Genomic DNA, 25425 nt, shown 5'->3' with positions numbered 1-25425 from the left:
CTCCTTACGCTAAAGGAAAAAAATGCCTGCACCGGCTAGCAACTCGGAAACACCTCAGAGCTCCGACGTGTCCTTCCCCAGCGATCCGCTTCTCGCCATCTATAACGCCTCTCTCCCGAAGCTGAACCAGAAGCGAGCGGAGAGCTGCGCCAAGCTTGTGGCGTCCATACAGGAGCGGAATGCGAAATTTCTGGAAGAGCAGGCCAGAAAGGATCCCGAATGGCGAGCCCGCGTCGACAAGACGAAAGCCAGCGATGGGATGTTCACGGTATTGGACCTAGCCATCGTTGAAGTGATATCGACCGCAGTTTCGAAGCTCAAAGGCAAAGAAAAGCAAGATTACATAAAGCATCATCTCGCATATGAGAGTTTCCATGGGGAAACGGATGTAGAATTTTTCAGTGACACTGGATTCTTCGATGCGGACCGGAGTCGTTTCAAGAGGAACGCGGATGAGGTCTTCAGGGGGGCAGCCGAATATACGCAACTCTCGGAAGATCTTATTCGGGCCGAGCATAAGAAATTTGCCCAGGAAGTCCACAATCTAGCTCGCGAGCTGATCATTCATCTCGAACCTGATCTCCCCCGCGATGTTCTTCCGAGTTCAAATTTTAAAAGGCGCGCCCACACTTCACTGGCAGATGCCGCCCGCGCTCGCGGTACCGTTCCAGCAAGCACTGCACCCGCATCCCCGCAGGTTGGCGCGGCGGTTCCCGGCAATGTTCAAGCTCCGAATTCGGGGCGCTCGGCAATTGCACCGTGATCCGCTCGGTCGGAACGTATGAGCTCACTCACCACGGCGGTCCGGCGCCGCCCCTGCCAGCCGGCGGCGGTCGCGTCCGCGCCGGTCGTGACGCTCGCTCTCGTACCGTGATTGCCACCTGGGTCCAAGTTCGTCGAGCACTCGAAGAAGCCGCGCTGCCCTCGCCATGTCACGGTCCCGACCCGATCAATCGCGGGGGAACCCGTTAGCGACTGCCCTGAACCTGCTCTGGGTCCGGTACGTACTACTGGTAAATGCCTAAGAGTAGTCGGGTGGAAAAAAATCGAAATAGGGGCGTAGTGATAATGGAAAACCCTGATCGGAGCGCACATCGCGAGGTTCGGCCCACCCGAAGCCGAGGAGCCTCTCCGTCGAGTGCGGTCAAAGCAAAGGCGAGATTCTACAGCATTGCAAAAACGGTTACTCTCGCCTGCGGCGCCGGCCTCTGTCTTGGCAGCCTGGCATTCCCCCCACTCCTCATTGTCGGAGCAAGTGTTCTCTTGGCTGGAGGCGCCTTCGCGTTGGCTGAGATGATTGCTTCGCGAAAAGCGGCGCAGGAAATGAATGTGCGTCAAAGTGCACCCTTGCGGTACGCTGTGCCCGGTTTGTCAAACGCCGGCAATGTGCAAGGTCGATATCCTCTCGGGTTCGATGCCCGCCGTGCGGCGGGCCCAGAGGTGCGCACCCCCAGCCTCACGACTCCCAACTTTCCCGTCGCTCGCAGTTTCAGGGCGAGCACCGGGAGTATTCCGGAAAATCCCACCGCAACCTCGCACGGAGGCCATCGAGTGCATTCGGTGAATGGCATCCATGAATCTTCACCAAGTATTGCAGACGCCGCTCGCCGTGCCCCCGTGTCCGAGGCGCGACTCGTGCGTAGTGAATATAAGCCACGGGGCCCCAGGGAGATTGCCTCAAATGTAACGCCCATGAGACCTCCTGGGGCTCGCAGCAGATAACGGCTGCCGAGGTTTTCAAGGTGGGACGGGGCGGGTTGATGGCTCGTTTCGTGGCGGTGAGGCAGATTGTCCCAGAGCGCCACGATCGGTCCGTCGTGCGGGATGTGTATCCACCTGTGATCGGTCGAGACCGAGCAGTCCCGCAACGGCACGACAACGCCCCCGCCGGTCGGACCGGCGGGGGCGTGAGAAGCGTCTACGGGCGCGGGCTCACGCCTGACGCACCGGGATGCTCGTGAAGGTGGGCTGGGGCGCGGGGTCCTGGAAGAAGTCGTTGCCCTTGTCGTCCACCACGATGAACGCCGGGAAGTCCTCCACCTCGATCTTCCAGACCGCCTCCATGCCGAGTTCCTCGTACTCGACGACCTCCACCTTCTTGATGCAGTCCTGCGCCAGCCGCGCCGCCGGGCCGCCGATGGAGCCGAGGTAGAAGCCGCCGTGCGCGTCGCACGCGTCGGTGACCTGCTTGCTCCGGTTGCCCTTCGCCAGCATCACCTTGGAGCCGCCCGCCGCCTGGAACTGCTCCACGTAGGAGTCCATCCGCCCGGCGGTCGTGGGACCGAAGGAACCCGACGCGTAACCCTCGGGCGTCTTCGCGGGCCCGGCGTAGTACACCGGGTGGTCCTTCAGGTACTGCGGCATCTCCTCGCCCGCGTCCAGCCGCTCCTTGATCTTGGCGTGCGCGATGTCACGCGCCACGACCAGCGGGCCGGTCAGCGACAGCCGGGTCTTCACCGGGTACTTGGTGAGCTCCGCGAGGATGTCGTCCATCGGCTGGTTGAGGTCGATCTTCACGACGTCGCCGGCCTCGTCGAGGTGCTCGTCCGTGGTCTCCGGCAGGAACCGCGCCGGGTCGGTCTCCAGCTGCTCCAGGAACACGCCCTCGGCGGTGATCTTCGCCACGGCCTGGCGGTCGGCGGAGCAGGACACGGCGATGGCGACCGGGCAGGACGCGCCGTGCCGCGGCAGCCGGACCACGCGCACGTCGTGGCAGAAGTACTTGCCGCCGAACTGCGCGCCGATGCCGATCCTCTGCGTCAGTTCGAAGACCTTCTCCTCCAGCTCCTTGTCCCGGAAGCCGTGGCCGAGCGGCGAGCCCTCGGTGGGGATCTCGTCCAGGTAGTGCGCGGAGGCGTACTTCGCGGTCTTCAGCGCGTACTCGGCGGACGTGCCGCCGACGACGATCGCCAGGTGGTACGGCGGGCAGGCGGCCGTGCCCAGCGAACGGATCTTCTCCTCCAGGAACTTCATCATGGAGGTCTCGTTCAGGACCGCCTTCGTCTCCTGGTAGAGGAACGACTTGTTGGCGGAGCCGCCGCCCTTGGCCATGAACAGGAACTTGTACGCGCCGCCGTCCGTCGCGTACAGCTCGATCTGCGCCGGGAGGTTGGAGCCGGTGTTCTTCTCCTCCCACATGGTCAGCGGAGCCATCTGCGAGTAGCGCAGGTTCAGGTTCTTGTACGCGTCGTAGATGCCCCGGGACAGGGCCTCCTCGTCGCGGCCCTCGGTCAGCACGTTCTGCCCGCGCTTGCCCATGACGATGGCGGTGCCGGTGTCCTGGCACATCGGGAGCACGCCGGCCGCCGCGATGTTCGCGTTCTTCAGCAGGTCCAGGGCGACGAACTTGTCGTTCGACGACGCCTCGGGGTCGTCGATGATACGGCGCAGCTGGGCCAGGTGGGCCGGGCGCAGGTAGTGCTGGATGTCGTGGATGGCCTCCTCGGCGAGCTTGCGCAGCGCCTCCGGCTCCACCTTGAGGAACGTCCGGCCGTCGGCCTCGAAGGTGGAGACACCTTCGGAGGTCACCAGCCGGTAGGGGGTGGTGTCCTCTCCCATGGGGAGCAGATCGGCGTACTCGAACTCAGGCATCTCGCCCATTCCTCACTCGACGGAAGACCGCCCGCCTCCATCGGCGGGCGTCGACCAGCCTAGGACCTGCCGTCGGCGGCGGGCTTGTGAGGGTGTCCTCAGTTGTCCCCGCCGAGGGGTAGTCGCGATCTATCGCGTTTGGGTACGCTGGGGCGGTGGACCTCCAGAAGCACGCTCAGCAGCCGGACGCGGCGCCGCGGACCGCCGAGCTGCGCGCCTCCGACGCCGACCGGGACCGGATCGCCGACCTCCTGCGCGAAGCCCTCGCCGAGGGCCGCCTGACCGCCGACGAGCACGCGGAGCGCGTCGAGGGCGTGCTGGCCGCCAAGACCGTCGGGGAGCTGGACGTGTTCGTCCAGGACCTGCCGGTGGCACACCAGCGGCGCGCGGCCCACGCCGCCGTGCCGAGCCGCCCGACCGCCGGCGCGATCCCCGTGGACCCCGACGACAACGTGGTCGCGGTCTTCAGCGCCGCCGTCCGCAAGGGCCGCCGGCGGATCGGCCGCCGCATCCACGCGTACGCGGTCTTCGGCAGTGTGGAGATCGACCTCAGTGAGGCGCTCTTCGACCACCAGCAGGTCGTGATCAAAGCGTTCGCCGTCTTCGGCAGCGTCGAGGTCCGCGTCCCGGAGAACGTGTCGCTGCGCGGCATGGGCGGCGGCGTGCTCGGCAACTTCGAGACGGACACCCTGGACGCGGCCGACCCCGAGGCGCCCGTGGTCTACGTGGACGGCTGGGCGGTGCTCGGCAGCGTCGAGGCGCGGCCCCGGCGCGGCAAGATCGTCGCGGACATTCTCGACACGGTGCAGCGCAAGGTCGACAGGAGCGTGCGGAGGCATCTCGGCCATTGAACCCCCGGCGCATCGGCGCACGCGGAGCCGCGTTCGGGACTCAGTGCATAGGCGCGCGTACATCGGGTAAGCCTTGCTGCATCGTCTCTCGCTCGCGAAGCCGTCGTCAGGAGTAGACCGTGCTGCAACCGCCGCATTCGTCCCTGCAGGTAGCCGCCGTTCCGGCCCAGCGAGCGGCAGCGCGGGACAGGGACCAGGATGCCCCCTGGCACACCGAGGCGGTGTGCCGGCGTGACGAGGCGGGGCTGTTCTTCGCGCCCTCGAAGGAACCCACCGCCGCGCGGCTCTCCCGCGAGGAAGCGGCCAAGCGGGTCTGCGCCCGCTGCCCGGTGATGGTCGAGTGCCGCGAGCACGCCCTGCTCCAGCCCGAGCCCTACGGCGTCTGGGGCGGTCTGACCGCCGCCGAGCGCCGCGTGGTGCTGGCCCGCCGCCGGCGCCGCGACATGGAACTGAAGAAGGCCGCCCGCACGGGCCGCATAGCGGCAGCCGGCTGACGAGCAGGGCGCCCCCTCCGCACAGGGGGCGCCCTTCTCAACACCGCACAGGCCCCTGCGGGGCTCCTAGGGGCGCCCTCTCCGGCGCCGGGCTGGGCAGCCCGGTTCAGGGGCGCGGGGAACTGCGCGACCAGCCACAACCCACCCGCGCAGGCCTCTGCGCAGCTCCCAGGGGGCGCCCTTTCCGGCGCCGGGCTGGGCAGCCCCTTTCAGGGGCGCGGGGAACTGCGCGACCAGCCACAACCCACCCGCACCCGTACACCCGGCCGTACAAGCCCCGCGGAGCTACAGCGCCCCAGCGCTGGACAACCCCCGCGCCACGGCGCACGAAGCGCCTCTCACTTCGCCCGGTCGAAGTCGACCGCACTGTACGCCCGCAGCTTGCTCAACCGGTGCTCGGAATCGATCCTCCGCACCGTCCCCGACTTCGACCGCATCACGATCGAGTCGGTCGTCGCCGTCTCCGGCCGGTACCGCACCCCCCGCAGCAGCTCCCCGTCGGTGATCCCGGTCGCCACGAAGAAGACGTTCTCCCCGGAGACCAGGTCGTCGGTGGTCAGCACGCGGTCGAGGTCGTGCCCCGCGTCGATGGCCCGCTGCCGCTCCTCGTCGTCCTTGGGCCACAGCTTGCCCTGGATGGTGCCGCCCAGGCACTTCACCGCGCACGCCGAGATGATGCCCTCGGGGGTGCCGCCGACACCGAGCAGCAGGTCGATGCCGGTGCCCTCGCGCAGCGCGAGGATCGAGCCGGCCACATCGCCGTCGGAGATCAGCTTGATGCGGGCGCCGGTCTCCCGGATCTCCTGGATGATGCCCTCGTGCCGGGGCCGGTCGAGGATCACGACGGTGACGTCCTCGGGGGTGACCCGCTTGGCCTTCGCGACCCGCCGGATGTTCACGTTCACCGGCGCGTTGATGTCGACGAAGTCGGCCGCCTCCGGGCCGGTGACCAGCTTGTCCATGTAGAACACGGCCGAGGGGTCGAACATCGATCCGCGCTCGGCGGCGGCCAGCACCGCGATCGCGTTCGTCATGCCCTTGGCGGTCAGCGTGGTCCCGTCGATCGGGTCGACGGCGATGTCGCACTCGGGGCCGGTCCCGTCGCCCACGCGCTCCCCGTTGAAGAGCATCGGGGCCTCGTCCTTCTCGCCCTCGCCGATGACGACCACGCCGTTCATCGAGACGGTGGAGACCAGCGTGCGCATGGCACGTACCGCGGCGCCGTCCGCGCCGTTCTTGTCCCCGCGCCCTACCCAGCGGCCCGCGGCCATCGCCGCGGCCTCGGTGACCCGTACGAGCTCCAGGGCGAGGTTGCGGTCGGGTGCCTCGGAGGGCACATCGAGCTCGGACGGCAAGTGATGGTGTTCGGTCATCGGAGCGCACCTTTCTGTACGACGACGGCCGGATGAGGGTTGGCCACGACTCTATCGTCAGGCAGACAAAATGAGCAGGGGCCCCCACGGATGAGCGCTTCGGGCACCTGCGACGATAGGGGGCGTGGCAGGAACGAGCAGCATGCAGAAAACGGCCCGGGACATGATCCTCTCCCTGGCCCTCATCGTGCTCGCGGCGGGAGTGGTCTGGCTGTTCATCCCGCACGAGGACGGCGAGCCCCCCGTCAAGCGGGTCGACTACCGGGTCGACCTCCTCACGGCCCGCAGGGCCGCCTCCTACCCCGTGGCCGCCCCCGAGGGCCTGCCCGGGGAGTGGAAGCCCACCTCGGTCCGCTTCCGGGGCGAGGACGCCGACGCCTGGCACCTCGGTTTCCACGCCCCCGACGGGGAGTACGTGGCGGTGGAGCAGTCCGCGGGCAAGCGGGAGCCGTTCATCGAGGACGCCACCCAGGGCGCGGAGAAGACCGACGCCACCCAGCGCATCGGCGGCGAGACGTGGACCCGCTACGAGGGCGACCACTACGACGCCCTGGTCCTGGAGGGCACCGAGGGCTCGACCACCGTGGTCACGGGCACCGCGTCCTTCGGGCAGCTGGCGACGATGGCGGGGGCGCTGCGCACCGAGTAGGCGTACAGCACATGGGCCGGGGCCCCGTCGGATCGGCCGATCCGACGGGGCCCCGCCCCATGTGCTGCCGTCCGGGTCTCAGACGGTGGTGATGACCTGCTCGTAGGCCAGGCGCGGCGAGCGCGGGAACCAGGCGTCCGGCCCCGGGCGGCCGATGTTGACGACCATCAGCGGGGTGTGGTCGTCGTCGAGGAACTCCTTGCGGACGCCCTCGAAGTCGAGACCGGTCATCGGGCCGGCGGCCAGTCCGGCGGCCCGCACGCCGATGATGAAGTACGCGGCCTGGAGGGCGGCGTTCAGCGTGGCGGCACCCTCACGCACCGGACGCTCGCTGAAGAAGGCGTCCTTGGCCTGCGGGAAGTGCGGGAAGAGCTGCGGCAGCTCCTCGTGGAACTCGTTGTCCGCCGACAGGATGGCGACCAGCGGGGCGGTGGCCGTCTTGGGCTGGTTGCCCTCGGCCATGTGCCGGACGAGGCGCTCGCGGGCCTCGGGGGAGCGGACCAGCGTGACGCGCAGCGGCGACTGGTTGAAGGCGGTGGGGCCGTACTTGACCAGGTCGTAGATCGCCCGCACCTGCTCGTCGGTCACCGGCTCGTCGGTGAACGTGTTGGCGGTGCGCGCCTCACGGAACAGCAGGTCCTGGGCGGCGGGGTCAAGAACGAGAGACATGCGTGAACCTTCTCGGGGGTACGTCGGCCCGGGAAACCGTGGAGGCACCACGAACCGGTGGACGCGTCCGACCGTACGCGGATGAAGTTCAATGCTCAACTAAATCTGGATTGTGGTGATCCACTTCACAGCCGTGCTACCGCCTGGGCGCCCGGTCTCCCGCCCCACGTGCCCCGCAAGCCCCAGGGCCCCGCAGGCCTCGTCGGCCCCACGGGCCCCGCAGGCCTCGCCGGCCCCACGCGCCCGAAGCCTCCCCTACTCGCCGCTCCCCTCGGAGCCCCCCGCCTCCGCCTCCTCCGCGAGAGCCGCGTCCAGGCGGGCCCGCGCGCCCTCCAGCCAGCGCCGGCACACCCTGGCCAGCTCCTCGCCCCGCTCCCACAGCGCCAGCGACTCCTCCAGCGTCGTCCCGCCCGCCTCCAGCCGCCGTACGACCTCGATCAGCTCGTCCCGCGCCTGCTCGTACCCGAGCGCCTCGGCCACCGCCGTGTCCTTCTCTTCCGTCCTGCCGGTCATCCGCCCACCCTCCTATGCGTCGACTCTGACTGTGAACTCGCCCTCGGACACCCGCGCCCGCAACGCCTCACCGGCCTCCACCTCGCCCGGCGCGCGCACCGCGTGCCCGTCCGCCCGCTGGAGCACGGCGTACCCGCGCTTCAGCGTCGCCGCCGGGGAGAGGGCCACCACGCGCGCGTGCGTGTGCGTCAGCTCGGAGTCGGCCCGGTCCAGCTGGTGCCGCACACAGCGCCGGGCCCGCTCCAGCAGGGCCGTGACCTCCTCGGCCCGCCCGTCGATCATCCGGTGCGGGTCCTGTATCGAGGGGCGGGCCAGCGCCTGCGCCAGCCCGCGCTCCTCCCGGTCCAGCAGGGCGTGGACGCAGCGCCGCGCGCGGTCGCGCAGCATCCGCACCCGCTCGGCCTCCTCGCCGACGTCCGGCACCACCTTCTTCGCGGCGTCGGTCGGCGTCGAGGCGCGCAGGTCGGCCACCAGGTCCAGCAGCGGACTGTCCGGCTCGTGCCCGATCGCGGACACCACCGGTGTGCGGCACGCGGCCACCGCCCGCACCAGCTGCTCGTCGGAGAACGGCAGCAGGTCCTCCACGCTGCCGCCGCCCCGCGCGACGACGATCACGTCCACGTCGTCGATCGCGTCCAGCTCCTTCACGGCCTGCACGACCTGCGGCACCGCGTGCACGCCCTGCACCGCCACGTTGCGCACCTCGAAGCGGACGGCCGGCCAGCGGTGCCGGGCGTTCTCCAGCACGTCCCGCTCGGCCGCCGAGGCCCGCCCGCACACCAGCCCGATCAGCTGCGGCAGGAACGGCAGCGGCTTCTTGCGCTCCGGAGCGAACAGCCCCTCCCGCGCCAGCGACTTCTTCAGCTGCTCCAGCCGCGCCAGCAGCTCCCCGACCCCCACCGGCCGGATCTCGGCGGCCCGCAGCGACAGCTGCCCGCGCGGCGCGTACCACTCCGGCTTGCAGTGCACCACCACCCGCGCGCCCTCGCTCACCACGTCCGCGACGGCGTCGAACACCTGCCGGTAGCAGGTCACGCCCACGGAGATGTCGTACGACGGGTCCCGCAGCGTCAGGAACACCACCCCCGCGCCCGGCCGCCGCGACAGCTGGGTGATCTGACCCTCGACCCACACCGCGCCGAGCCGGTCGATCCACCCCCCGATGAGGCGCGACACCTCCCCGACCGGGATGGGAGCTTCCGCAGACGTGTTGACAGCCATGCCGCGAGGGTAGTGCGCCCCACCGACAACGCACCGTGACCGGGCCCCGGACGCGGCCCTTACGATGGGACGCATGACCGCTTCGCCTGGCCGCCGTGTCCTGCTCGCCGCCCCCCGTGGCTACTGCGCCGGTGTGGACCGCGCCGTGATCGCCGTCGAGAAGGCCCTGGAGCAGTACGGGGCTCCCGTCTACGTCCGGCACGAGATCGTCCACAACAAGTACGTCGTGCAGACCCTGGAGAAGAAGGGCGCGATCTTCGTCGAACAGACGGAGGAGGTGCCCCCGGGCAACATCGTGATGTTCTCCGCGCACGGCGTCGCCCCCGTCGTCCACGAGGAGGCCGAGCGCGGCCGGCTCGCCACCATCGACGCCACCTGCCCGCTGGTCACCAAGGTGCACAAGGAAGCGGTCCGGTTCGCCAAGGAGGACTACGACATCCTCCTGATCGGGCACGAGGGCCACGAGGAGGTCATCGGCACCTCCGGCGAGGCCCCGGACCACATCCAGCTCGTCGACGGCCCCGCCGACGTCGCCAAGGTCGAGGTCCGCGACCCGTCCAAGGTCGTCTGGCTCTCCCAGACCACGCTCTCCGTCGACGAGACCATGGAGACCGTCGACGCCCTCAAGGACAAGTTCCCCCAGCTGATCTCCCCGCCCAGCGACGACATCTGCTACGCCACGCAGAACCGCCAGCTCGCGGTCAAGCAGATGGGCGCCGAGGCGGACCTGGTGATCGTGGTCGGCTCCCGCAACTCCTCCAACTCCAAGCGCCTGGTCGAGGTCGCCAAGCTCGCCGGCGCCCGCGCGGCGTACCTGGTGGACTTCGCCGACGAGATCGACGAAACCTGGCTGGAGGGTGTCTCCACGGTCGGCGTCACCTCGGGCGCCTCGGTGCCGGAGGTCCTGGTCGAGCAGGTCCTGCAGTGGCTGTCCGAGCGAGGCTTCGAGGACGTCGAGCTGGTCAAGGCGGCCGAGGAGTCGATCATCTTCTCCCTGCCCAAGGAGCTCCGCCGCGACCTGCGCGAGGAGGCCGCCGCCCTGGTGGCCGGGCGCGGCGGCACGGGCACCGGATCGGAGGACTGCGGTGCCGGTGTGGACTCCGGCTCCGGTACGGACTCCGTCTCCGGTGCGGATTCCGCGAACTGACGGTGGGGTGACGGTGGCGGTCGCGGAGATCGGGTCCGTGGCCGTCCGCCGGCCGTCGTAACGTGGGGTCATGCAGATCTTCGGTGTGGACATCGGCGGATCCGGGATCAAGGGTGCCCCGGTCGACCTGGACAGGGGGGACCTGGCGCAGGAGCGCTGCAAGGTCCTCACCCCGCACCCCGCCACCCCGGACGCGGTGGCGGACGGCGTCAAGCAGGTCGTCGACCACTTCGGCTGGACCGGACCGGTCGGGGTCACCTTCCCGGGCGTCGTCACCGGCGGCACCACGATCCGTACGGCGGCCAACGTCGACAAGAGCTGGATCGACACCGACGCGCGCGTCCTGCTCGGCGACCGCCTGGGCGGCCTGCCGGTGACAGTGGTCAACGACGCGGACGCGGCGGGCGTCGCCGAGATGCACTTCGGCGCCGGACGTCACCGCCGGGGCACGGTCATCCTGCTCACCTTCGGCACCGGCATCGGCAGCGCCCTGTTCGTGGACGGCGTCCTCGTCCCCAACACCGAGCTGGGCCACCTGGAGCTGCACGGCCACGACGCGGAGAAGCGGGCCTCCAGCAAGGCCAGGGAGGACCACGACCTGTCGTGGGAGGAGTGGGCCGAGCGGGTGCAGAAGTACCTGGCCCACGTGGAGATGCTGTTCTCGCCGGAGCTGTTCGTCATCGGCGGCGGCGTCAGCCGCAAGTCCCACAAGTTCCTGCACCACATCGAGGGCATCAAGGCGGAGATCGTCCCGGCCGAACTGCAGAACAACGCGGGCATCGTGGGGGCGGCGATGCGGGCGGCGACGGGCGCGTAGCCGCCCGCGGCGGCTCAGTCCCGCGGCGGCTCAGTCCCGTGCGGCTCAGTCCTGTGCGGCTCAGCTCCCGGCTGCTCAGCCCCGGGCGGGGCGGCTCCGTGCGATGCGCCGGTTGATCATGCGCACCCGGCGCACCCTGCGGACGATCACGATCACACCCGCGACGAGCGTCCCGCCGTAGAGCCACCCGGCCTGGGTGGCGAGGCCCGTCACCATGCCCATCAGCCCGCCGGACGTGCCGCCCCCGCCCTCGTCGGCGATCGGGACCAGCCCCACGGCGAAGGCGATCGGCACCACGATGGGCGCGGTGAGGAGGTCCCCCTCGCGCAGCCACAGCGCGGTCAGCACGCACACCGGCAGGAACAGCACGCCGTACACGGTCTGGGAGGCGGTCCCGAACAGCGCCTCGGAGAGCAGCCCGAGCGCGAGCATCAGCAGCCCGCAGAACAGGCCGGCGCCCAGTCCGGTGAGGCGTGGGCCGGGCAGCCGCCGGGCCGTGGGCGGCGGGGCGGGCCGACGCTGCGGCGCGCCCGCCGGCCGGGCCGGCCGGGGAACCCCGCCGCCGGCCGCCCGCCCCGCCTGCGGGGGCACGGGCGGCCTGGGCCCGGGTGGCCGGGGCGCCGTCTCGCGTCGCGGTCCGTGCTGGGCGGGTCGCGTCCTGTGTTGCTCCACTGGACCAACTTAGGTCGTTTTATGTGCCGAACGGTCACTCAGACACGCCGGGGACCGGAGTGCGGCCGGGGCTTCGACGGATCGGCGGGCCGGTTGCGGGCACGCCGTAGACTGGTGGATCGGCCCACCTGCCCAGTCGGCCGGTCCTCGTCCCCATCCTCACGTACGGGAAGTCGCAACGTGTCGCTCACGATCGGAATCGTCGGTCTGCCGAATGTCGGCAAGTCGACCCTGTTCAACGCCCTGACCAAGAACGACGTGCTGGCGGCCAACTACCCGTTCGCCACGATCGAGCCGAACGTCGGCGTGGTCGGCGTCCCCGACCCCCGCCTGACCAAGCTGGCGGAGATCTTCAAGTCGGAGCGCGTCCTGCCGGCCACGGTCGACTTCGTCGACATCGCGGGCATCGTGCGCGGCGCCAGCGAGGGCGAGGGGCTCGGCAACAAGTTCCTGGCGAACATCCGCGAGTCCGACGCGATCTGCCAGGTCATCCGGGCTTTCAAAGACGAGAACGTCGTACACGTCGACGGCAAGGTCTCGCCGAAGGACGACATCGAGACGATCAACACCGAGCTGATCCTCGCCGACCTCCAGACCATCGAGAAGGTCCTGCCGCGCCTGCAGAAGGAGTCGCGGATCAAGAAGGACATCGCGCCCAAGGTCAAGGCGGTCGAGGAGGCCAAGGAGATCCTGGAGAAGGGCGACACGCTCTTCGCGCACGGCATCGTCCAGGGCACCGAGCGCAACGAGCTGCTGCACGACCTGCACCTGCTCACCACCAAGCCCTTCCTCTACGTCTTCAACGTCGACGAGGAGGAGCTGACGGACGAGGACTTCAAGAACGAGCAGCGCGCCCTGGTCGCCCCCGCCGAGGCAATCTTCCTCAACGCCAAGCTGGAGGCGGACCTCGCCGAGCTGGACGAGGAGGACGCGATGGAGCTCCTGGAGTCCGTCGGCGCCGAGGAGCCCGGCCTCGCCACCCTCGCCCACGTCGGCTTCCGCACCCTCGGTCTGCAGACGTACCTCACGGCCGGCCCGAAGGAATCCCGCGCCTGGACGATCAAGAAGGGCGCCACCGCCCCCGAGGCCGCCGGTGTCATCCACACCGACTTCCAGAAGGGCTTCATCAAGGCGGAGGTCATCTCCTTCGCCGACCTGGTCGAGACCGGCTCGGTCACCGAGGCCCGCGCCAAGGGCAAGGCTCGCATGGAGGGCAAGGACTACGTCATGCAGGACGGCGACGTGGTGGAGTTCCGCTTCAACGTGTGACGTCTCGTCGAGCTATGTGCCCGACCCGCTCATCGGTGGGTCGGGCACACGTTTCTGTCCGCAGGGAGTCCTCGCCCCCGAGCCCCCGTCGTTGAGAGGCAGTGGCGGGTCCGGTCGGCGTGGCAGTGGGACTGCCTCAGACCTTGACGACCTCCACGGAAGGGCCGCTCAGGAGCGTCAGATCCTCGGGGTCGGACGTAAGGACGGTGACCGGCCGGGGCGCGTTGCGGGCGATGACGGCGAAGGCGGCATCGATGGCGTACTTGCGGCCGTGGAGGTGGTGGGCACGCAGAAGCGCGGCGGCCTGGTCGGTGATCTCCTGGGTGACGTCGTGAACGTCGACGCGGGAGAGGACCCACTTGATACGGGCCGGGTGGATGCGCTCATGGTCGGCATCAAGTGTGGTCATGGCGCTGGTGGCGACGCGGATGCCCTCTTCCGACGCCGCTTGGACCAGAGCCACGACGGTACGGTCCTTGAGGTAGAGCTTCGAGAGGCCTTCGCTGTCGAGCAGGAGGGTGCCGGGCATCAGGCGGCGGCCCCGCCGGCCTGCCGGTGGTCATGGCGCAGCAGCGCGCGGGCGGCCTCGACCTCCTCGCGGGTGAGTGCGTCATTGTCGGTCTCGAAGTCCACGACGATCTGCGGGTGTACATGGCGTCCTCCTTGTGAGACGCCATCCCGTCCGCGGGCGGTCCGACTACGGGACGGTCCAGCCGTTGGCGAAATCGCACTGGAGGTCGGTCCAGCGGCGCCGCTCGGCAGGGGTGTATCCGGGGTTGTCGCGGAGGTGGGCCAGGGCCCGGACCCACTGGTCCCAGAGCCCGTCGGGCCGGGTGAAGCGGGTGGCGTGGTGGGTGCCGAGGTGGGCGTCGAGGCGGAGGAGGGCGCCGAGGGCTGCGGGCTGGTCGTAGCGGAGGTCGGTGCGGGGGAGGTAGCGGTCGAGGTAGGCGGTGAGGATCTCGGCGTCGGCATGCGTGCCGAAGCGGGCCAGGGCGAAGCAGTAGGCGCTTCCGGAGAAGCAGAACTCGCTGGCCAGGAGCAGGTCGCCGATGCGTTCGCGGAACGTGACGCGTCGGCCTACGCCGATCAACCAGCCGGCGGTCAGGCGTGAGCGCCACTCGTAGCCGAGCAGGGCCTCCAGCTCAGCGTCGGTGATCGTGGCTGCGTCGTCGATCAGGTGACGGGTGAAGTGTTCGGTGTGTGGCCATTCGGGCCGCAGGACGCGACCGCTCTTCAAGTCGAAGTAGCGCGCGCAGCCCGAGTCCTTCCTCGTCACATAACGCTCGATCACGTAGCCGTAGCCGGTCTCCTTGGGATGCTGGAACGGCACGGTCACCTCTCCGGGTACAGGTCGGTACGGTCGATCCACGTGGACACCGTCACCGTGCTGGATTCGTGCCGGCTGCGACTCGTGACGGGGTCGCTACTGCTTCCCGTCAGTGGGTGTCGAGCCGTGATTACTGACATGCGAGTTACTAACACGCGAGTTACTAACACGCGAGTTACTAACATCGTTGTTAGTGAGGCACGTCACGACGGGTCGCAGCGGTTCGCGGTGCGTCCCGGGGGCCCGTTCCCGTCATGGCGGTATCACGCGCCGGTGTCGACTGTCCCGGGCTCGATGGTGCCTACGGTCCCGGTGATCTGCTGAGTGCCTGGCCGGTGTGAGTGGCCGGTGTGAGTGGCCGGGGGGTGCGGAGGGCGGGGCGACGTGGTGGGTTCCGCTTCGATGTGGGGCGGGTGATGTGCCACCACGTCGCCGGGCTGGCGGAGCCGCAGGTCAGAAGTGGGCCGGCGGGTCGAAGTCGGGGCCCTGGTCTCTTCCCGTGCCGGGGCGGTGGCGGTATTCCTGTTTTCTTGTCAGGTCCTTCTTCCGCAGGTCCATTTTCGGACTGGCGCTCGCCTCCGCGTTCCCTGGTGGAAGGGCGACCTTCTGGGTGTACGCGAAGGCGGCGAGGCTGGCTGTCAGACGGGACCGGAGGCCCAGTTTGGACAGGATGCTCCCCGTGTGTGCCCGGACGGTGCGCTCGGTGACGACCAGTTGCTCGGATATCTCCGCGTTGGTGGATCCGTAGGCCAGGAGCTCGAAGACTTCGAGCTCGCGGCTCGTCAGATTCGGGACACGGTGCAGTACTTGTGTCCAATCGGGCATGGCGAATTGTGAACGCATGACGGCTTTCATCCCCCTGTTACGTCATGGTGCCCCGGCGCCGCACCCGGCCCCGTACGAGAGCCGGTGGTCATGGCGGGATGCCGACGCGAATGCTCGTTCAATTCACTGACGTTACCTGTTCTTGACCCGGATTCGGCCGACTCTTGGCAGCGGGGTGGCCAAAACAAGCCAGTCCGCTGCGGCCGGTCCGTCGAGGTGGCCGAGGGCCGGTCCGCCGGCGGAGGGGGCGTACGACCTGCCGGGATCATGGGCGGGGGCGGCGCCGCGAGGTGCGGCGTGGACCGGTGCGGCGATGTGTCCGGCGGGCGGCGGATGCCCCGGAACCGTGGGGTCCCGGCGCGGGTACGGCCGTGCTCGGCGGGACGGCGCATTCTGGCCCGGATCACTCCGTGCGGGCGTCGCCCCCGACGGCGGTGCGGCGGCCAACAGGGGGGACGGCGGGGGCCGTCGATACTGTCGTGGGAGCCAATAGCGACCGCGATGACCTTCCGGCAGTGTTCTGCCCCGTGCCGGGCACGAGCCCGGCGCCGCCCAGCCGCGTGAGGTGACTGGGCGTTCACCGGACCGGAAGGAATTGCCATGTCCGACGTCTTCGACCTCGACGCCCGGGTCTCCACGCCGACCAGCCCCAACGGCCAGGACACCCCGATGTCCATCTCCGGCATCGCGACCCGCACGATCTGCACCCGTGTCACCTGCCAGGTCACCAAGACCTGCGCCTGCACCCAGATGTGCACGATCCTCTGCAGCCCGGAGAAGTAAGCGGCTGACGGGTGCTGCCGTGAGGGAGACACGGCAGCACCCCACCGCATTATCGCCAGCGGCTCGGTCACCGGAGAAGGAAAGAAGAATGCAGCCAGTGCACAACGTCAGGGGTACGTGGGCCCACGTCACGGACGGGCCGCTGGTCGACCGAGCGCAACGGATGGCCCGCCTGGTGGCCGAACGCACCGCCGCCAATGAGGATGTGACCGACCACGTGCTGCGTGCGGCGGAGCAGGCCCGGCACCCCGCGGGCTGGTACCCGCCGAGCCTCGCCGGCGGACAGGCCGGTACGGCGCTGCTCCACCTGTACGCCGCCCGGGCCGGCCTGGGCGACCTCGCCACCGCCCACGACCACATACGGGAAGCGGTCCGCTCCACCCAGGTGGAGCCCCTGCAAGGGCACGGGCTGTTCGCGGGGACCAGCGGACTCGCCCTGGCGCTCGCCGACTGCACCCGTGACGAACCCCGCTTCCGGCCCAGCCTGGACCGGCTCCACGAGCGTCTGGCCCAGCAGGTCCTCGACAGCGGCTTCCCCAGGACCGAGCGGGGGATCGCCGACGTCCACTACGACCTCGTCACCGGCGCGGCAGGCACGCTCGCCTGCCTCGCGGCCGTCGAGGACCCCACGGAACCGGTGCGCCGGGCCGTGGCCGAGCTGGTCGGGTACCTGGTCTGGCTGGCCGAACCGGCCCAGACGCCGGGCACGGCCCACCGCTGGCTGATCACCCCCGGGCTCTATCCGCCGGTGGGCGACTACCACGCGAAGTACCCGCACGGATACCTCAACCTCGGCTACTCGCACGGCGTCCCCGGAGTGGCCGCCGCCCTCGCCTCCGCCTGGGAGGCCGGCCACCGCCACCCCGGGCAGTCGACCGCCGTCGACGCGCTGACCACCTGGATCCGGGCCCGGCACCACGTGGACGAGTACGGTCCCGTCTGGCCGGACGGCATCCCCGTCGACGAGGACGGCCACGAGGTCACCACCGGCCACGCGCACGACCAGTTCGCCTGGTGCTACGGCTCCGCGGGCGTCGCCGCCTCGCTCCTCACCGTCGCGGACGCCACCGGCGACGAGGAGCTGCGGACGGCCGCCGTCGACGCGTTCGAAGGGGTGCTGCGGCGGGCCAAGGGCACCCGGCCGGCGTCCCCGACGCTGTGCCACGGCCAGGCGGGCATGGTGATGCTGTGCCAGGAGTTCGCACCGTGGAGCACGGCCGCGAACGAGGCCCTGCCGGGACTGGTCGAGGACCTGCTCGACTACGCCGACCCCGACCGCCCGCTGGTCTTCGCCGACCAGGAGGTGCCGGGGAACTTCGTGGACGACCCCACCCTCCTCACCGGAGCCCCGGGGGTGGCGCTCACCCTCCTCGCGGCCGTCGGCGAGGAGCGGCCGGGGTGGTTCCGGACCTTCCTGGGGAGGTGACGGACGTGCCCGCCTACGAGCCCGCCGGGTTCTTCCTGCTGCGCGCCCCGGCCCTGCCCGCGCGCACCTACCTCGACATCACCGCCGACCCCGAACGGACCGACGGACGACTGCTCGACCTCGCCGGGCGACCCGACGTCCGGCGGGCGCTGCTGGTGGCGAGCGAGGACCTCACCCACAGCCTGGCCCGTCTCGACCGGCTCGGCGCCAAGCGGACCAGGAGGGTGCGGTCCGGGCTACTGCGCTACCTCACCCGGATGTCGACCAGGCCCACGCCGTTCGGCACCTTCTCCGGTGTCGCGCTGGGCGAGTTCGGCCCCGTCACCACCGCCCGGCTCGGCGCGTCCCCGATCGGGCGGACCCGGGTCCGCGCCGACATGGGCTGGCTGCTGGCCTGGATCAAGCAGCTGGAGGAGGACGCCGGGCTGCTGCGGCACCTGCGCGTCATGGTGAACCCGATGGCCCATGTCGCCGGCGACCGGGTGATCCTCCCGCAGGCCGACAAGTACGGGCAGGCCGACGCCCGTTCGGTGCGCATCCGGTTCACGCCCGCCGTCGACGTCGTGCTGCGCGCCGCCGTCACGCCCGTGCCCTACGAGCGTCTTCTCGCCGAACTGACCACCGCCTTTCCCGAGGCGCCCGGGGAAGCGGTGAGCGGGCTGGTCCGGCAGATGTGGGACCTCGGATTCCTCGTCAGCGACCTGCGGCCCTCGCAGACCGCCGTACGCCCGGAGCAGGACCTGCTGAAGAAGCTGGCCGACCTGCCGGTGGCCGCCGACGCGGCGGACCGGCTGCGGACCGTCGCCGACCTCGCCCAGCGGGCCGACGGGGCCGAGGACCTGGAGCGGCTGAGCACCGCCCAGCGGGCGCTGGTGCCGGACCACAGCGGTCAGACGTACCAGGCCGACGCGGCCCTCGGACTGCGGGGGGCCGGACTCAACACGGCGATCGCCGAGGAGACCGCGGACGCGGTGGGCACCCTGATGCGGCTCAGCTCCTCCTTCGGCCACACCAGCCATCTCACCCAATACCGCGAGGAGTTCGGCGAGCGGTACGGGGCGGGCGCGCGCGTGCCGGTGCTGACCCTGCTCAGCCCGGACGCGGGCCTCGACGCCCCGCCGACGTACACCAACCCGGCCCGCAGTGTGGAGCTGCCCGCGCAGCACCCGCCGGACACCCGGCGGATGGACCAGGCCCTGCTCGCCCTCGCCCAGCAGGCGTGGTGGAACCACGCGACGGAGGTCGAACTGACCGACGCCTGGGTCGACCGGATCGCCCCGCGCGCCGACACCACCGACTGGCCGCCGGCCATGGACGCCTATCTGCAGATAGCCGCGGCCGACCGGCAGGCGATCGACCGGGGCGAGTGGCGCGCGGTGATCCGCTCCGACGGACTCGCCCACGGCGGCCGGACCTTCGGGCGCTTCTGCGACCTGCTCGGCGACGCGTCCGTGGACCGGCTGCGCGCCTACGCCCGGCGGGAGGAGCGCCTCTACCCCGACGTGGTGTACGCCGAGCTGGCCTATCTGCCGCCCTACGGCAGGGCGGCCAACGTCGCCGTGCGCCCGGCGATCCGGCCGTACGAGATCCCCGTCAACACGCCCGCGTCGGTGCCCGAGGACCGGGTGATCGCGCTGGACGACATCCTGGTGGGCGCCACGGACAGCCGCTTCTACCTGTGGTCCGAGCGGCTGGACCGGGAGATCGTCGTCGAGCAGCACCACATGCTCAGCCCGTCCCTCGCCCCGAACGTCGCGCGCTTCCTGCTCGAGGTCTCGCACGACGGGTACGTCATGCCCACCGGCTTCCACTGGGGGACGCTGGAGTCGGCGCCCTTCCTGCCCCGGGTGACCCGGGGACGGATGACGCTGCGGCCCGCCCAGTGGCGGGCGACCGCCGAGGACGGCGCCGGCCTGGACGCCTGGCGCGCCCGGTTCGGCGTGCCCCGGTACGTCTACATGACCGAGTCGGACCACCGGCTGCTGCTGGATCTGGACCACCCGTCCTTCCGGGCCGTCCTGGAGGCGGAGCTGAAGCGGAAGCCGGCCGTCGTGCTGCAGGAGATGCTCCCCTCGTTCGACCGGCTCTGGCTGCGGGACGAGGACGACGAGGGGTACGTCAGCGAGGTCATCGTGCCCGTCGTCCTGAAGGAGGCCCGGCGCGTCACCCGGCAGCCCGTGGAGCGGCAGCCGCACGTCCCCGTCGAGCGGCACGTACCCGGCGGCGCGTGGACGTACCTCAAGATCTACGCGGCGCCGGAACGACACGACGAGATCATCGCCGGACCGCTGCGGGACATCGTCCGCGAACTGCGGGAACGGCGGCTCCTGGACCGGTGGTTCTACATGCGCTACGCCGACCCGTTCCCCCACCTGCGGGTCCGGGTGCGCAGCGATGAGACCACCCTCACGCCGACGCTGCTGACCGCCTGGGGCAGGAGCCTGGTCGAGCAGGGGCTCGCCCAGGACCTCCAGGTGGCCGGCTACGTCCCGGAGACCGCCCGCTACGGCGGCCCCGCGACCTTCGACGCCGCCGAGGCGGTCTTCGAGGCCAACAGCGAGGCGACCGCCGCCCTGCTCGCCGTCCGCCCCGACATCGAGCCGGAGTTCCTGGCGGTCGCGGCCCTGGACACCCTGCACGCGCAGTGGGGGGTGTCCACGGCGGACCGCGGGCGGTTCGCCCGGGGCACCCACGAGGACGAGACCCGCAAGCTGTTCCAGGACAACCGGGACTACCTCTGCGAACTCCTCAGCCCCTGGGACCGGTTCACCCATCCGCGGGGCAGCGAGCACCGGGCCCTGCTGGAACCCGTCCTCGCCACCCAGCTGCCGGCCGTCCGGCACGCGGCGGACACCGTGCGGCGGGCCGCGGCCGACGGCGATCTCGTGGGCGGCGAGGACCAGATACTCGCCAGCCTCGCCCACATGCAGGTGAACCGTCTGCTCCCCATCGACCTGGAGCGTGAGGCACGCTGCCACGGCCTGTGGAGCCATGTGCTGCGCGCGCTGCGCGGCCGGTCGGCCGCCGGGGAGGCCTCGTGATCTGGCTCCGTGTGATGCGGCTCTTCTGGCAGCTCAGCCCGGGCCGCGTGGTGGCGTACACCGTGGTGTCGGTGCTGTCGGCCGTGGTGCCCGCAGCACAGATCGGACTGACCGCCTCCGCGGTCCAGGCGGTGGCCGAGGCGATCGGCGGGCAGGCGGGCGCCCGCGAGGACGCCCTGCGCAGCGGCTTCGCCCTGGTCGGGCTCTCCCTCGCCCAGCACGTGCTGGGCATGTGCCAGCAGTACCTCGACTCGCTGCTGCGCCTCGAACTGACCATGCGGGTCGGTGAGATGGTCATGCGCAAGGGCACCCTGCTGGACCTCCAGCAGTACGAGGACGCCGACGCCTACGACAATCTGCAGCGGGCCTTCCAGGAGAGCAGCGGCGGCCGCATCTACCAGGTGTTCACCCAGCTCCTGGAGGCCGTCCGCGAGCTGATCACCCTGGTCACGGTCAGCGCCGTCCTCTTCTCCTGGAACCCCTGGATCGCGCTCGTCATCCTGCTCTCGCCGCTGCCGTCGGTGATCTCCCACATGGTCTTCACCCACAAGGCGTTCGAGATCGAGTACGACCGCACGGCGGAGCGGCGGCGCATCTACTACTACCAGTACCTGACCACGACCGATCACTCGTTCAAGGAAGTACGGCTCTTCCAGCTGGGCGACTACTTCGTGGACCTCTACAGCAAGGCCGTCCGCACCTTCTTCCGGGTCGACCGGAGCCTCGCCCGGCGCCAGTCCCTGATCGGCGGCGTCCTCGGCGTCCTCAGCGTCCTCGCCTCGTCCGGCGCGATGCTGTGGGCGATCCACGCGTCCATGGCGTCCGGGCAGGTGGGCCGGCTGGCCGGCTATCTGCAGGCGATCGGCTCCATCCAGGTGTCGGCGCACGGCCTGCTGCTGGGCATCGCGGGTCTCTACAAGGACACCCTGTTCCTCGGGAACCTCTTCACCTTCTTCGGCCTGCCCGAGCGGCAGATCAAGGGCGGCACCCGGCCCTTCCCCGAGAAGCTGCGCGTCGGCATCGAGTTCCGCGACGTGAGCTTCACCTACCCCGGCACCGACGAACTCGTGCTGGACCGCCTCAGCTTCCGCATCCCGGCCGGCCAGTGCGTCGCCCTCGTCGGGCAGAACGGGGCGGGGAAGACCACCGTGGTCAAACTCCTGACCCGCCTCTACGAGCGGACCGGCGGAGAGATCCTGATCGACGACGTACCCATCGAGGAGTACGACCTCGACGAGCTGCAGCGGAACATGGGAGTGATCTTCCAGGACTTCATCCGCTACGAGACGACCGCGCGGGACAACATCGGGTTCGGCAGGATCGAGGCGCGGCACGACACCGAACGGGTGGCCAGGGCCGCGGCCTCCGGCGGCGCCGAGCAGGTGATCGACGGCCTGCCCCACGCCTACGACACGATGCTCGGCCGGCACTTCGAGGAAGGCCACCAGCTCTCCGGCGGCCAGTGGCAGAAGATCGCCCTCAGCCGGGCGTTCATGCGGAAGGCACCGGTCGTCGTCCTCGACGAGCCGACGGCGGCGATCGACGCCGAGGCCGAGGCGGAGATCTTCGGCCGGCTGCGCACCATCGCCCACGAGGCCACCTCGCTGGTCATCGCGCACCGCTTCTCCACCGTCCGGATCGCCGACAAGATCCTGGTGATCCAGGACGGCCGGCTCCTCGAAGAGGGCACCCACGAGGAGCTGCTGACGGCCGACGGGGTCTACGCCCGCCTCTTCAACCTCCAGGCCTCGGGGTATCTCACCGAGGCCGGACAACGCTAGAAGGCCTCTGACATGCGTGTATCGATCATCTGCCCGGCCATGGCGCGCGATCCCCGGGACATGGTGCCCTTCGCGGAACTGGTGCGGGACGGCCACGCCCAGCGGCTGTGGCAGGGACAGTCGCTGAGCGTGGAGACCCACCAGCTCTTCGCCCACCTGGCTGGCAGCGGCTTCCGCATCCCGGTCGGCACCAGTGTGGTGCTGATGCCGCTGCGGCACCCGCTTGAAGCGGCCGTGCAGGCACGCTCCCTGGCCCGGCTGACCGGCAACAGCATGGTGCTCGGACTCGGCCCGGCGACCCCCGAGTTCGTCGCGGCGCTGCACGGCGAGCCGTACCCGAGCCCGCGGGACGCCTGCGTCCGCTACGTGGAAGAGGTGCGCCGCCTGCTGCGGGCCGGCGAGCCGGACCCGCGGGACGACGACGTGCCGGCCGCCGTGACGCTCCCCGCCTTCGGCCATCCCGGGGTGGAGATCGGGCTGGGCGTGCTGCGGCCCGTACTGGCGCGGGCCGCGGGCCGGGTCGCCGATGTCGCGATCAGCTGGATGACGCCGCCCGGGTATGTGCGCGACGTCCTCGTGCCCGCCCTGGGCAAGGGCGCGGCCGAGGCGGGCCGTCCCGTCCCGCGCCTGGTCACGGTGGTGCACGCGGCCCTGGCCGGCCCGGACCGCAACCCCTACCGGCTGGCGTTCACGGGCGCGGGCGCCCACCTCTCCGCCCCGCACTACACCGACATGCTGCGCCGGGCGGGACTGCGGGTGCATCCGGCCCAGCCCAACCTCGGCGCCCGCGCCCTGGTCGACTCCGGTACGTTCCTCCACGGCACGGCCGCCGAGGTGGCGGAGGGGCTGGCCGCATACGGCCGGGCGGGCGTCGACGAGGTCGTCCTCAACCTGGCCGGCGTGGCCGCCGAGCACGGGTACGAGGCGGCTGCGCGGGACCTGGCCGAGATCCTCGCCGCGACCGCCGGGAGCTGACGGGGTGCGCGTTACGATGCCGCGTCGGCGGGGCGGGCCGCAGCCGGAACCGGGCCGTCGCACACGCACCGCCGGGGAATCGTCGAGGAGCAAGCGCGTGCCGGATGACATCGGGCCCTGGCTGTCCGCGAACGCCGTCCCCCTGACGACGCTCTCGGCGGACGGGCCGCTGGACGAACTGGAGCCGTTGCGCGCCCCCTTGGACGAGGTGCGGATCCTCGGCATGGGTGAGTCCACCCACGGGACCCGGGAGTTCTTCCGGCTGAAGCACCGGCTGCTGCGCTTCCTCGTCCTGGAGATGGGCTGCACGGCGCTGGCCATGGAGGCCAGCGAGTCGGCGGCCCGTGCGGTCGACGCCTATGTGCACGGCGGTCCGGGTGACGCCGCACGGCTCCTGGACCGCCTCGGATTCTGGACCTGGCGCACCGAGGAGGTCCTCGACCTGGTCGAGTGGATGCGGGAGCACAACCGCACCGCGCCCGCGACCGGGCGGGTGAGCTTCATAGGCGTCGACCCGCAGCGCTGCGCGGACTCGGTCGCCGTGGTGCGCGCGTTCCTGCGGCGGGTGGCCCCGGAGCGGGACGCGACGGAACTCCTGGACGTGCTGTCCGAGGCGCGGCCCGGATCGCGGCCGGACCCCGGACAGCGACTGCGGGTGGCGGCCGAGGACCTCGCCGCGTTCCTGGAGGGCCACCGCGAGGAGCTCGCCCGGCGTACCACCGCCGACGCGGCCGACGAGGCGGTGTGGCACGCCGGTGCCCTCGCCCGGGCCGCCGACCTGGTCACCCGGCCGCTGCGCACCCGGGACGTGGAGGAGAGCGCCCTGGCCGTCCGCGACCGCTACATGGCCGAGGCGATCACCTCGCTCGCGGGCACCACCGGCGGCCGGATCGCCGTGTGGGGGCACAACGGGCACGTCGCCACGGGCACGTACGCGAACGGGGTGCTGTCGCTCGGCAGCCGGCTGAGGCAGCGGCACGGCGACGCCTACTACGCGCTCGGGCTGCTCTTCGGCAAGGGGTCCTTCCGCGCCCGCCGGGGGGACGACCTCGAAGGCGACGCGGTGGCGCACCGCGTCGGGCGCGGCGGCAGGACCGTCGAGTCACGGTTCGCGGCCGCCGTCCGCGGCGACTACCTGGTCGACCTCCGCGCCGCCGAGCCCGGGTCCGCCGCCGGGCGGTGGCTGCGCGCCGCGCACCACCAGCGCAGCTTCGGGTCGAACGTGCCGCGGCTGACCTACCGGTTCCACATGGCGCCGCTGGTGCCCGCGCGGGAGTACGACGGGATCGCCTTCGTCGCCCGGTCGACCTGTTCGCGCCCGCTGCCGCCCCTCAGGGGAACAGATTGAGGGCCGCGTCCAGCGTGAGCTTCCACATCGGCTCCGCGCCCGTCCCGAAGGACGCGGCGAGGCCGTAACCGACGGCGGCGTCCCGCGGCTCCTGCCCCGCCCCGTCCCGCCACTCGACGCTCACCACCCCGTCCCCGGTCGAGACGAACGTCCCGAGGGCCGCGCCGTCCCGGAGCAGCCGGCTCTCGCCGGTCGTGACGGGGATCAACCGGTAGTGCGCACCGCCGTGGTGGACGTCGACACGGTAGGAGGTCCGGGTGAGGAAGCCCTTGGACGGCGCCAGCCGGGCCTCGGCGCCGTCGACCGCCATGGTGAGCCGCTCCGCGTCGCGGGTGCCGATGGGGACGTGCACCTCGAGCTGCGTCCCCGGAGCCCGCCGGACGACGACACCGGGAAGGGCGTCACCCCCGACGCTCAACTCGCCCGCGTCAGGGTCGAGACGGACGTCGACGGGGCCGAAGAGCGGGTCCTGGACGCGCACCTGCTCGACGTTGTCGGTCACACGGCTCCTCGCTCGGCGGCTGCTCCGCGCCAGCGTATCCGAGGGCGTCGAAACCGCTCAACGACGGCCGGGACGCGCCCCGTTCGGCACCGGCCCGGTGGTGTCCGCGACCGTGGGGCGGCCGTCCGTCCCGGGTGTCCGTGCTCCGGAG

General features: G+C 70.7%; 23 protein-coding genes. 13 read left to right on the top strand and 10 right to left on the bottom strand.

Annotation, left to right across the window (positions count from 1 at the left end; all coding sequences use genetic code 11):
- Nucleotides 1-67: 67 nt before the first annotated feature.
- On the top strand, nucleotides 68-763 hold the full coding sequence (locus tag FHX78_RS12115; protein WP_145867453.1) for a hypothetical protein: 696 nt from the start codon (nucleotides 68-70) through the stop codon (nucleotides 761-763).
- A 1169-nt stretch (nucleotides 764-1932) separates the two neighbouring features.
- On the opposite strand, the gene FHX78_RS12110 is transcribed toward FHX78_RS12115, so the two are convergent.
- Nucleotides 1933-3600 carry a fumarate hydratase gene (locus FHX78_RS12110; protein ID WP_145867452.1) on the bottom strand — a complete coding sequence of 556 codons (1668 nt, stop codon included), beginning with the start codon at nucleotides 3598-3600 and terminating at the stop codon, nucleotides 1933-1935.
- A 146-nt stretch (nucleotides 3601-3746) separates the two neighbouring features.
- Between FHX78_RS12110 and FHX78_RS12105 the strand changes: the two genes are divergently transcribed.
- Together FHX78_RS12105 and FHX78_RS12100 are read left to right on the top strand one after the other, a co-directional pair.
- Nucleotides 3747-4442 (top strand): DUF1707 SHOCT-like domain-containing protein, encoded by a 696-nt coding sequence (locus FHX78_RS12105; protein ID WP_145867451.1) that lies wholly within the window; start codon nucleotides 3747-3749, stop codon nucleotides 4440-4442.
- 119 nt (nucleotides 4443-4561) lie between these two features.
- Nucleotides 4562-4936 carry a WhiB family transcriptional regulator gene (locus FHX78_RS12100; protein ID WP_145867450.1) on the top strand — a complete coding sequence of 125 codons (375 nt, stop codon included), beginning with the start codon at nucleotides 4562-4564 and terminating at the stop codon, nucleotides 4934-4936.
- 338 nt (nucleotides 4937-5274) lie between these two features.
- Here FHX78_RS12100 and glpX read toward each other — a convergent pair whose 3' ends face one another.
- On the bottom strand, nucleotides 5275-6309 hold the full coding sequence (gene glpX, locus FHX78_RS12095) for a class II fructose-bisphosphatase (protein ID WP_145867449.1): 1035 nt from the start codon (nucleotides 6307-6309) through the stop codon (nucleotides 5275-5277).
- A 142-nt stretch (nucleotides 6310-6451) separates the two neighbouring features.
- On the opposite strand from glpX, the gene FHX78_RS12090 reads away from it, so the two are divergent.
- A complete protein-coding gene (locus FHX78_RS12090; protein WP_145867448.1) occupies nucleotides 6452-6958 on the top strand; it encodes a DUF4245 domain-containing protein in 507 nt (168 codons plus the stop codon).
- 78 nt (nucleotides 6959-7036) lie between these two features.
- On the opposite strand, the gene FHX78_RS12085 is transcribed toward FHX78_RS12090, so the two are convergent.
- The 3 genes from FHX78_RS12085 to xseA form a co-directional block, all read right to left on the bottom strand.
- Nucleotides 7037-7627: a malonic semialdehyde reductase gene (locus FHX78_RS12085; protein WP_145867447.1), complete on the bottom strand. Its 591-nt coding sequence runs from the start codon at nucleotides 7625-7627 to the stop codon at nucleotides 7037-7039.
- A 255-nt stretch (nucleotides 7628-7882) separates the two neighbouring features.
- The gene (locus tag FHX78_RS12080; protein WP_145867446.1) at nucleotides 7883-8140 is read right to left on the bottom strand and encodes an exodeoxyribonuclease VII small subunit; all 258 of its coding nucleotides are present in this window, start codon (nucleotides 8138-8140) and stop codon (nucleotides 7883-7885) included.
- A gap of 12 nt (nucleotides 8141-8152) precedes the next feature.
- On the bottom strand, nucleotides 8153-9361 hold the full coding sequence (gene xseA / locus FHX78_RS12075; RefSeq protein WP_145867445.1) for an exodeoxyribonuclease VII large subunit: 1209 nt from the start codon (nucleotides 9359-9361) through the stop codon (nucleotides 8153-8155).
- A gap of 64 nt (nucleotides 9362-9425) precedes the next feature.
- Between xseA and FHX78_RS12070 the strand changes: the two genes are divergently transcribed.
- Entirely contained in the window at nucleotides 9426-10508 is a 1083-nt protein-coding gene (locus tag FHX78_RS12070; protein WP_229923847.1) for a 4-hydroxy-3-methylbut-2-enyl diphosphate reductase, read from the top strand.
- A 70-nt stretch (nucleotides 10509-10578) separates the two neighbouring features.
- Nucleotides 10579-11325: a polyphosphate--glucose phosphotransferase gene (gene ppgK, locus FHX78_RS12065; RefSeq protein ID WP_145867443.1), complete on the top strand. Its 747-nt coding sequence runs from the start codon at nucleotides 10579-10581 to the stop codon at nucleotides 11323-11325.
- Nucleotides 11326-11400: 75 nt separating this feature from the next.
- On the opposite strand, the gene FHX78_RS12060 is transcribed toward ppgK, so the two are convergent.
- Nucleotides 11401-11997: a DUF6542 domain-containing protein gene (locus FHX78_RS12060; RefSeq protein WP_145867442.1), complete on the bottom strand. Its 597-nt coding sequence runs from the start codon at nucleotides 11995-11997 to the stop codon at nucleotides 11401-11403.
- Between the two features lie 180 nt (nucleotides 11998-12177).
- Between FHX78_RS12060 and ychF the strand changes: the two genes are divergently transcribed.
- On the top strand, nucleotides 12178-13266 hold the full coding sequence (gene ychF, locus FHX78_RS12055) for a redox-regulated ATPase YchF (RefSeq protein ID WP_145867441.1): 1089 nt from the start codon (nucleotides 12178-12180) through the stop codon (nucleotides 13264-13266).
- A gap of 136 nt (nucleotides 13267-13402) precedes the next feature.
- Here ychF and FHX78_RS12050 read toward each other — a convergent pair whose 3' ends face one another.
- From FHX78_RS12050 to FHX78_RS12040, 3 genes are all read right to left on the bottom strand, one after another.
- Nucleotides 13403-13795, bottom strand: a complete 393-nt coding sequence (locus tag FHX78_RS12050) for a DNA-binding protein (RefSeq protein ID WP_145867440.1) — start codon at nucleotides 13793-13795, stop codon at nucleotides 13403-13405.
- Between the two features lie 168 nt (nucleotides 13796-13963).
- The gene (locus tag FHX78_RS12045) at nucleotides 13964-14596 is read right to left on the bottom strand and encodes a DUF6000 family protein (RefSeq protein ID WP_189908517.1); all 633 of its coding nucleotides are present in this window, start codon (nucleotides 14594-14596) and stop codon (nucleotides 13964-13966) included.
- 450 nt (nucleotides 14597-15046) lie between these two features.
- On the bottom strand, nucleotides 15047-15436 hold the full coding sequence (locus tag FHX78_RS12040; RefSeq protein ID WP_229923848.1) for a helix-turn-helix domain-containing protein: 390 nt from the start codon (nucleotides 15434-15436) through the stop codon (nucleotides 15047-15049).
- Between the two features lie 582 nt (nucleotides 15437-16018).
- On the opposite strand from FHX78_RS12040, the gene FHX78_RS12035 reads away from it, so the two are divergent.
- The 6 genes from FHX78_RS12035 (at nucleotide 16019) to FHX78_RS12010 (ending at nucleotide 24772) form a co-directional block, all read left to right on the top strand.
- Nucleotides 16019-16201, top strand: a complete 183-nt coding sequence (locus FHX78_RS12035; RefSeq protein WP_145867438.1) for an FDLD family class I lanthipeptide — start codon at nucleotides 16019-16021, stop codon at nucleotides 16199-16201.
- Nucleotides 16202-16289: 88 nt separating this feature from the next.
- Complete coding sequence (locus FHX78_RS12030) at nucleotides 16290-17627, top strand: lanthionine synthetase C family protein (RefSeq protein WP_229923849.1); 1338 nt, start codon at nucleotides 16290-16292, stop codon at nucleotides 17625-17627.
- Nucleotides 17628-17632: 5 nt separating this feature from the next.
- Nucleotides 17633-20668 (top strand): lantibiotic dehydratase, encoded by a 3036-nt coding sequence (locus FHX78_RS12025; protein WP_145867437.1) that lies wholly within the window; start codon nucleotides 17633-17635, stop codon nucleotides 20666-20668.
- A complete protein-coding gene (locus tag FHX78_RS12020) occupies nucleotides 20665-22449 on the top strand; it encodes an ABC transporter ATP-binding protein (RefSeq protein WP_145867436.1) in 1785 nt (594 codons plus the stop codon). Before FHX78_RS12025 ends, FHX78_RS12020 begins: the two co-directional genes overlap by 4 nt.
- Nucleotides 22450-22461: 12 nt before the next feature.
- Nucleotides 22462-23424, top strand: a complete 963-nt coding sequence (locus FHX78_RS12015) for an LLM class flavin-dependent oxidoreductase (RefSeq protein WP_229923850.1) — start codon at nucleotides 22462-22464, stop codon at nucleotides 23422-23424.
- A 97-nt stretch (nucleotides 23425-23521) separates the two neighbouring features.
- Nucleotides 23522-24772, top strand: coding sequence for an erythromycin esterase family protein (locus FHX78_RS12010; protein WP_145867435.1), 1251 nt, complete (start codon nucleotides 23522-23524; stop codon nucleotides 24770-24772).
- On the opposite strand, the gene FHX78_RS12005 is transcribed toward FHX78_RS12010, so the two are convergent.
- Entirely contained in the window at nucleotides 24756-25274 is a 519-nt protein-coding gene (locus FHX78_RS12005) for a hypothetical protein (protein ID WP_229923851.1), read from the bottom strand. The two genes, FHX78_RS12010 and FHX78_RS12005, sit on opposite strands and share 17 nt — an antisense overlap.
- Nucleotides 25275-25425: the final 151 nt, after the last annotated feature.

The sequence above is a fragment of the Streptomyces capillispiralis genome (genome assembly GCF_007829875.1).
In the GTDB taxonomy this organism is placed as follows: domain Bacteria; phylum Actinomycetota; class Actinomycetes; order Streptomycetales; family Streptomycetaceae; genus Streptomyces; species Streptomyces capillispiralis.
The sequence above is the reverse complement of the archived record's forward strand: the minus strand, read 5'-3'. Positions and strand labels throughout refer to the sequence as shown.

What these genes read in the sequence shown, in the direction of transcription:
- FHX78_RS12085 (WP_145867447.1), bottom strand. Translation starts at nt 7,627, where the DNA reads ATGTCTCTCGTTCTTGACCCCGCCGCCCAGGACCTGCTGTTCCGTGAG.
- FHX78_RS12030 (WP_229923849.1), top strand. Translation starts at nt 16,290, where the DNA reads ATGCAGCCAGTGCACAACGTCAGGGGTACGTGGGCCCACGTCACGGAC.
- FHX78_RS12040 (WP_229923848.1), bottom strand. Translation starts at nt 15,436, where the DNA reads ATGCGTTCACAATTCGCCATGCCCGATTGGACACAAGTACTGCACCGT.
- FHX78_RS12090 (WP_145867448.1), top strand. Translation starts at nt 6,452, where the DNA reads ATGCAGAAAACGGCCCGGGACATGATCCTCTCCCTGGCCCTCATCGTG.
- xseA (WP_145867445.1), bottom strand. Translation starts at nt 9,361, where the DNA reads ATGGCTGTCAACACGTCTGCGGAAGCTCCCATCCCGGTCGGGGAGGTG.
- FHX78_RS12080 (WP_145867446.1), bottom strand. Translation starts at nt 8,140, where the DNA reads ATGACCGGCAGGACGGAAGAGAAGGACACGGCGGTGGCCGAGGCGCTC.
- glpX (WP_145867449.1), bottom strand. Translation starts at nt 6,309, where the DNA reads ATGACCGAACACCATCACTTGCCGTCCGAGCTCGATGTGCCCTCCGAG.
- FHX78_RS12110 (WP_145867452.1), bottom strand. Translation starts at nt 3,600, where the DNA reads ATGGGCGAGATGCCTGAGTTCGAGTACGCCGATCTGCTCCCCATGGGA.
- FHX78_RS12050 (WP_145867440.1), bottom strand. Translation starts at nt 13,795, where the DNA reads ATGCCCGGCACCCTCCTGCTCGACAGCGAAGGCCTCTCGAAGCTCTAC.
- FHX78_RS12015 (WP_229923850.1), top strand. Translation starts at nt 22,462, where the DNA reads ATGCGTGTATCGATCATCTGCCCGGCCATGGCGCGCGATCCCCGGGAC.
- FHX78_RS12070 (WP_229923847.1), top strand. Translation starts at nt 9,426, where the DNA reads ATGGGACGCATGACCGCTTCGCCTGGCCGCCGTGTCCTGCTCGCCGCC.
- ppgK (WP_145867443.1), top strand. Translation starts at nt 10,579, where the DNA reads ATGCAGATCTTCGGTGTGGACATCGGCGGATCCGGGATCAAGGGTGCC.
- FHX78_RS12035 (WP_145867438.1), top strand. Translation starts at nt 16,019, where the DNA reads ATGTCCGACGTCTTCGACCTCGACGCCCGGGTCTCCACGCCGACCAGC.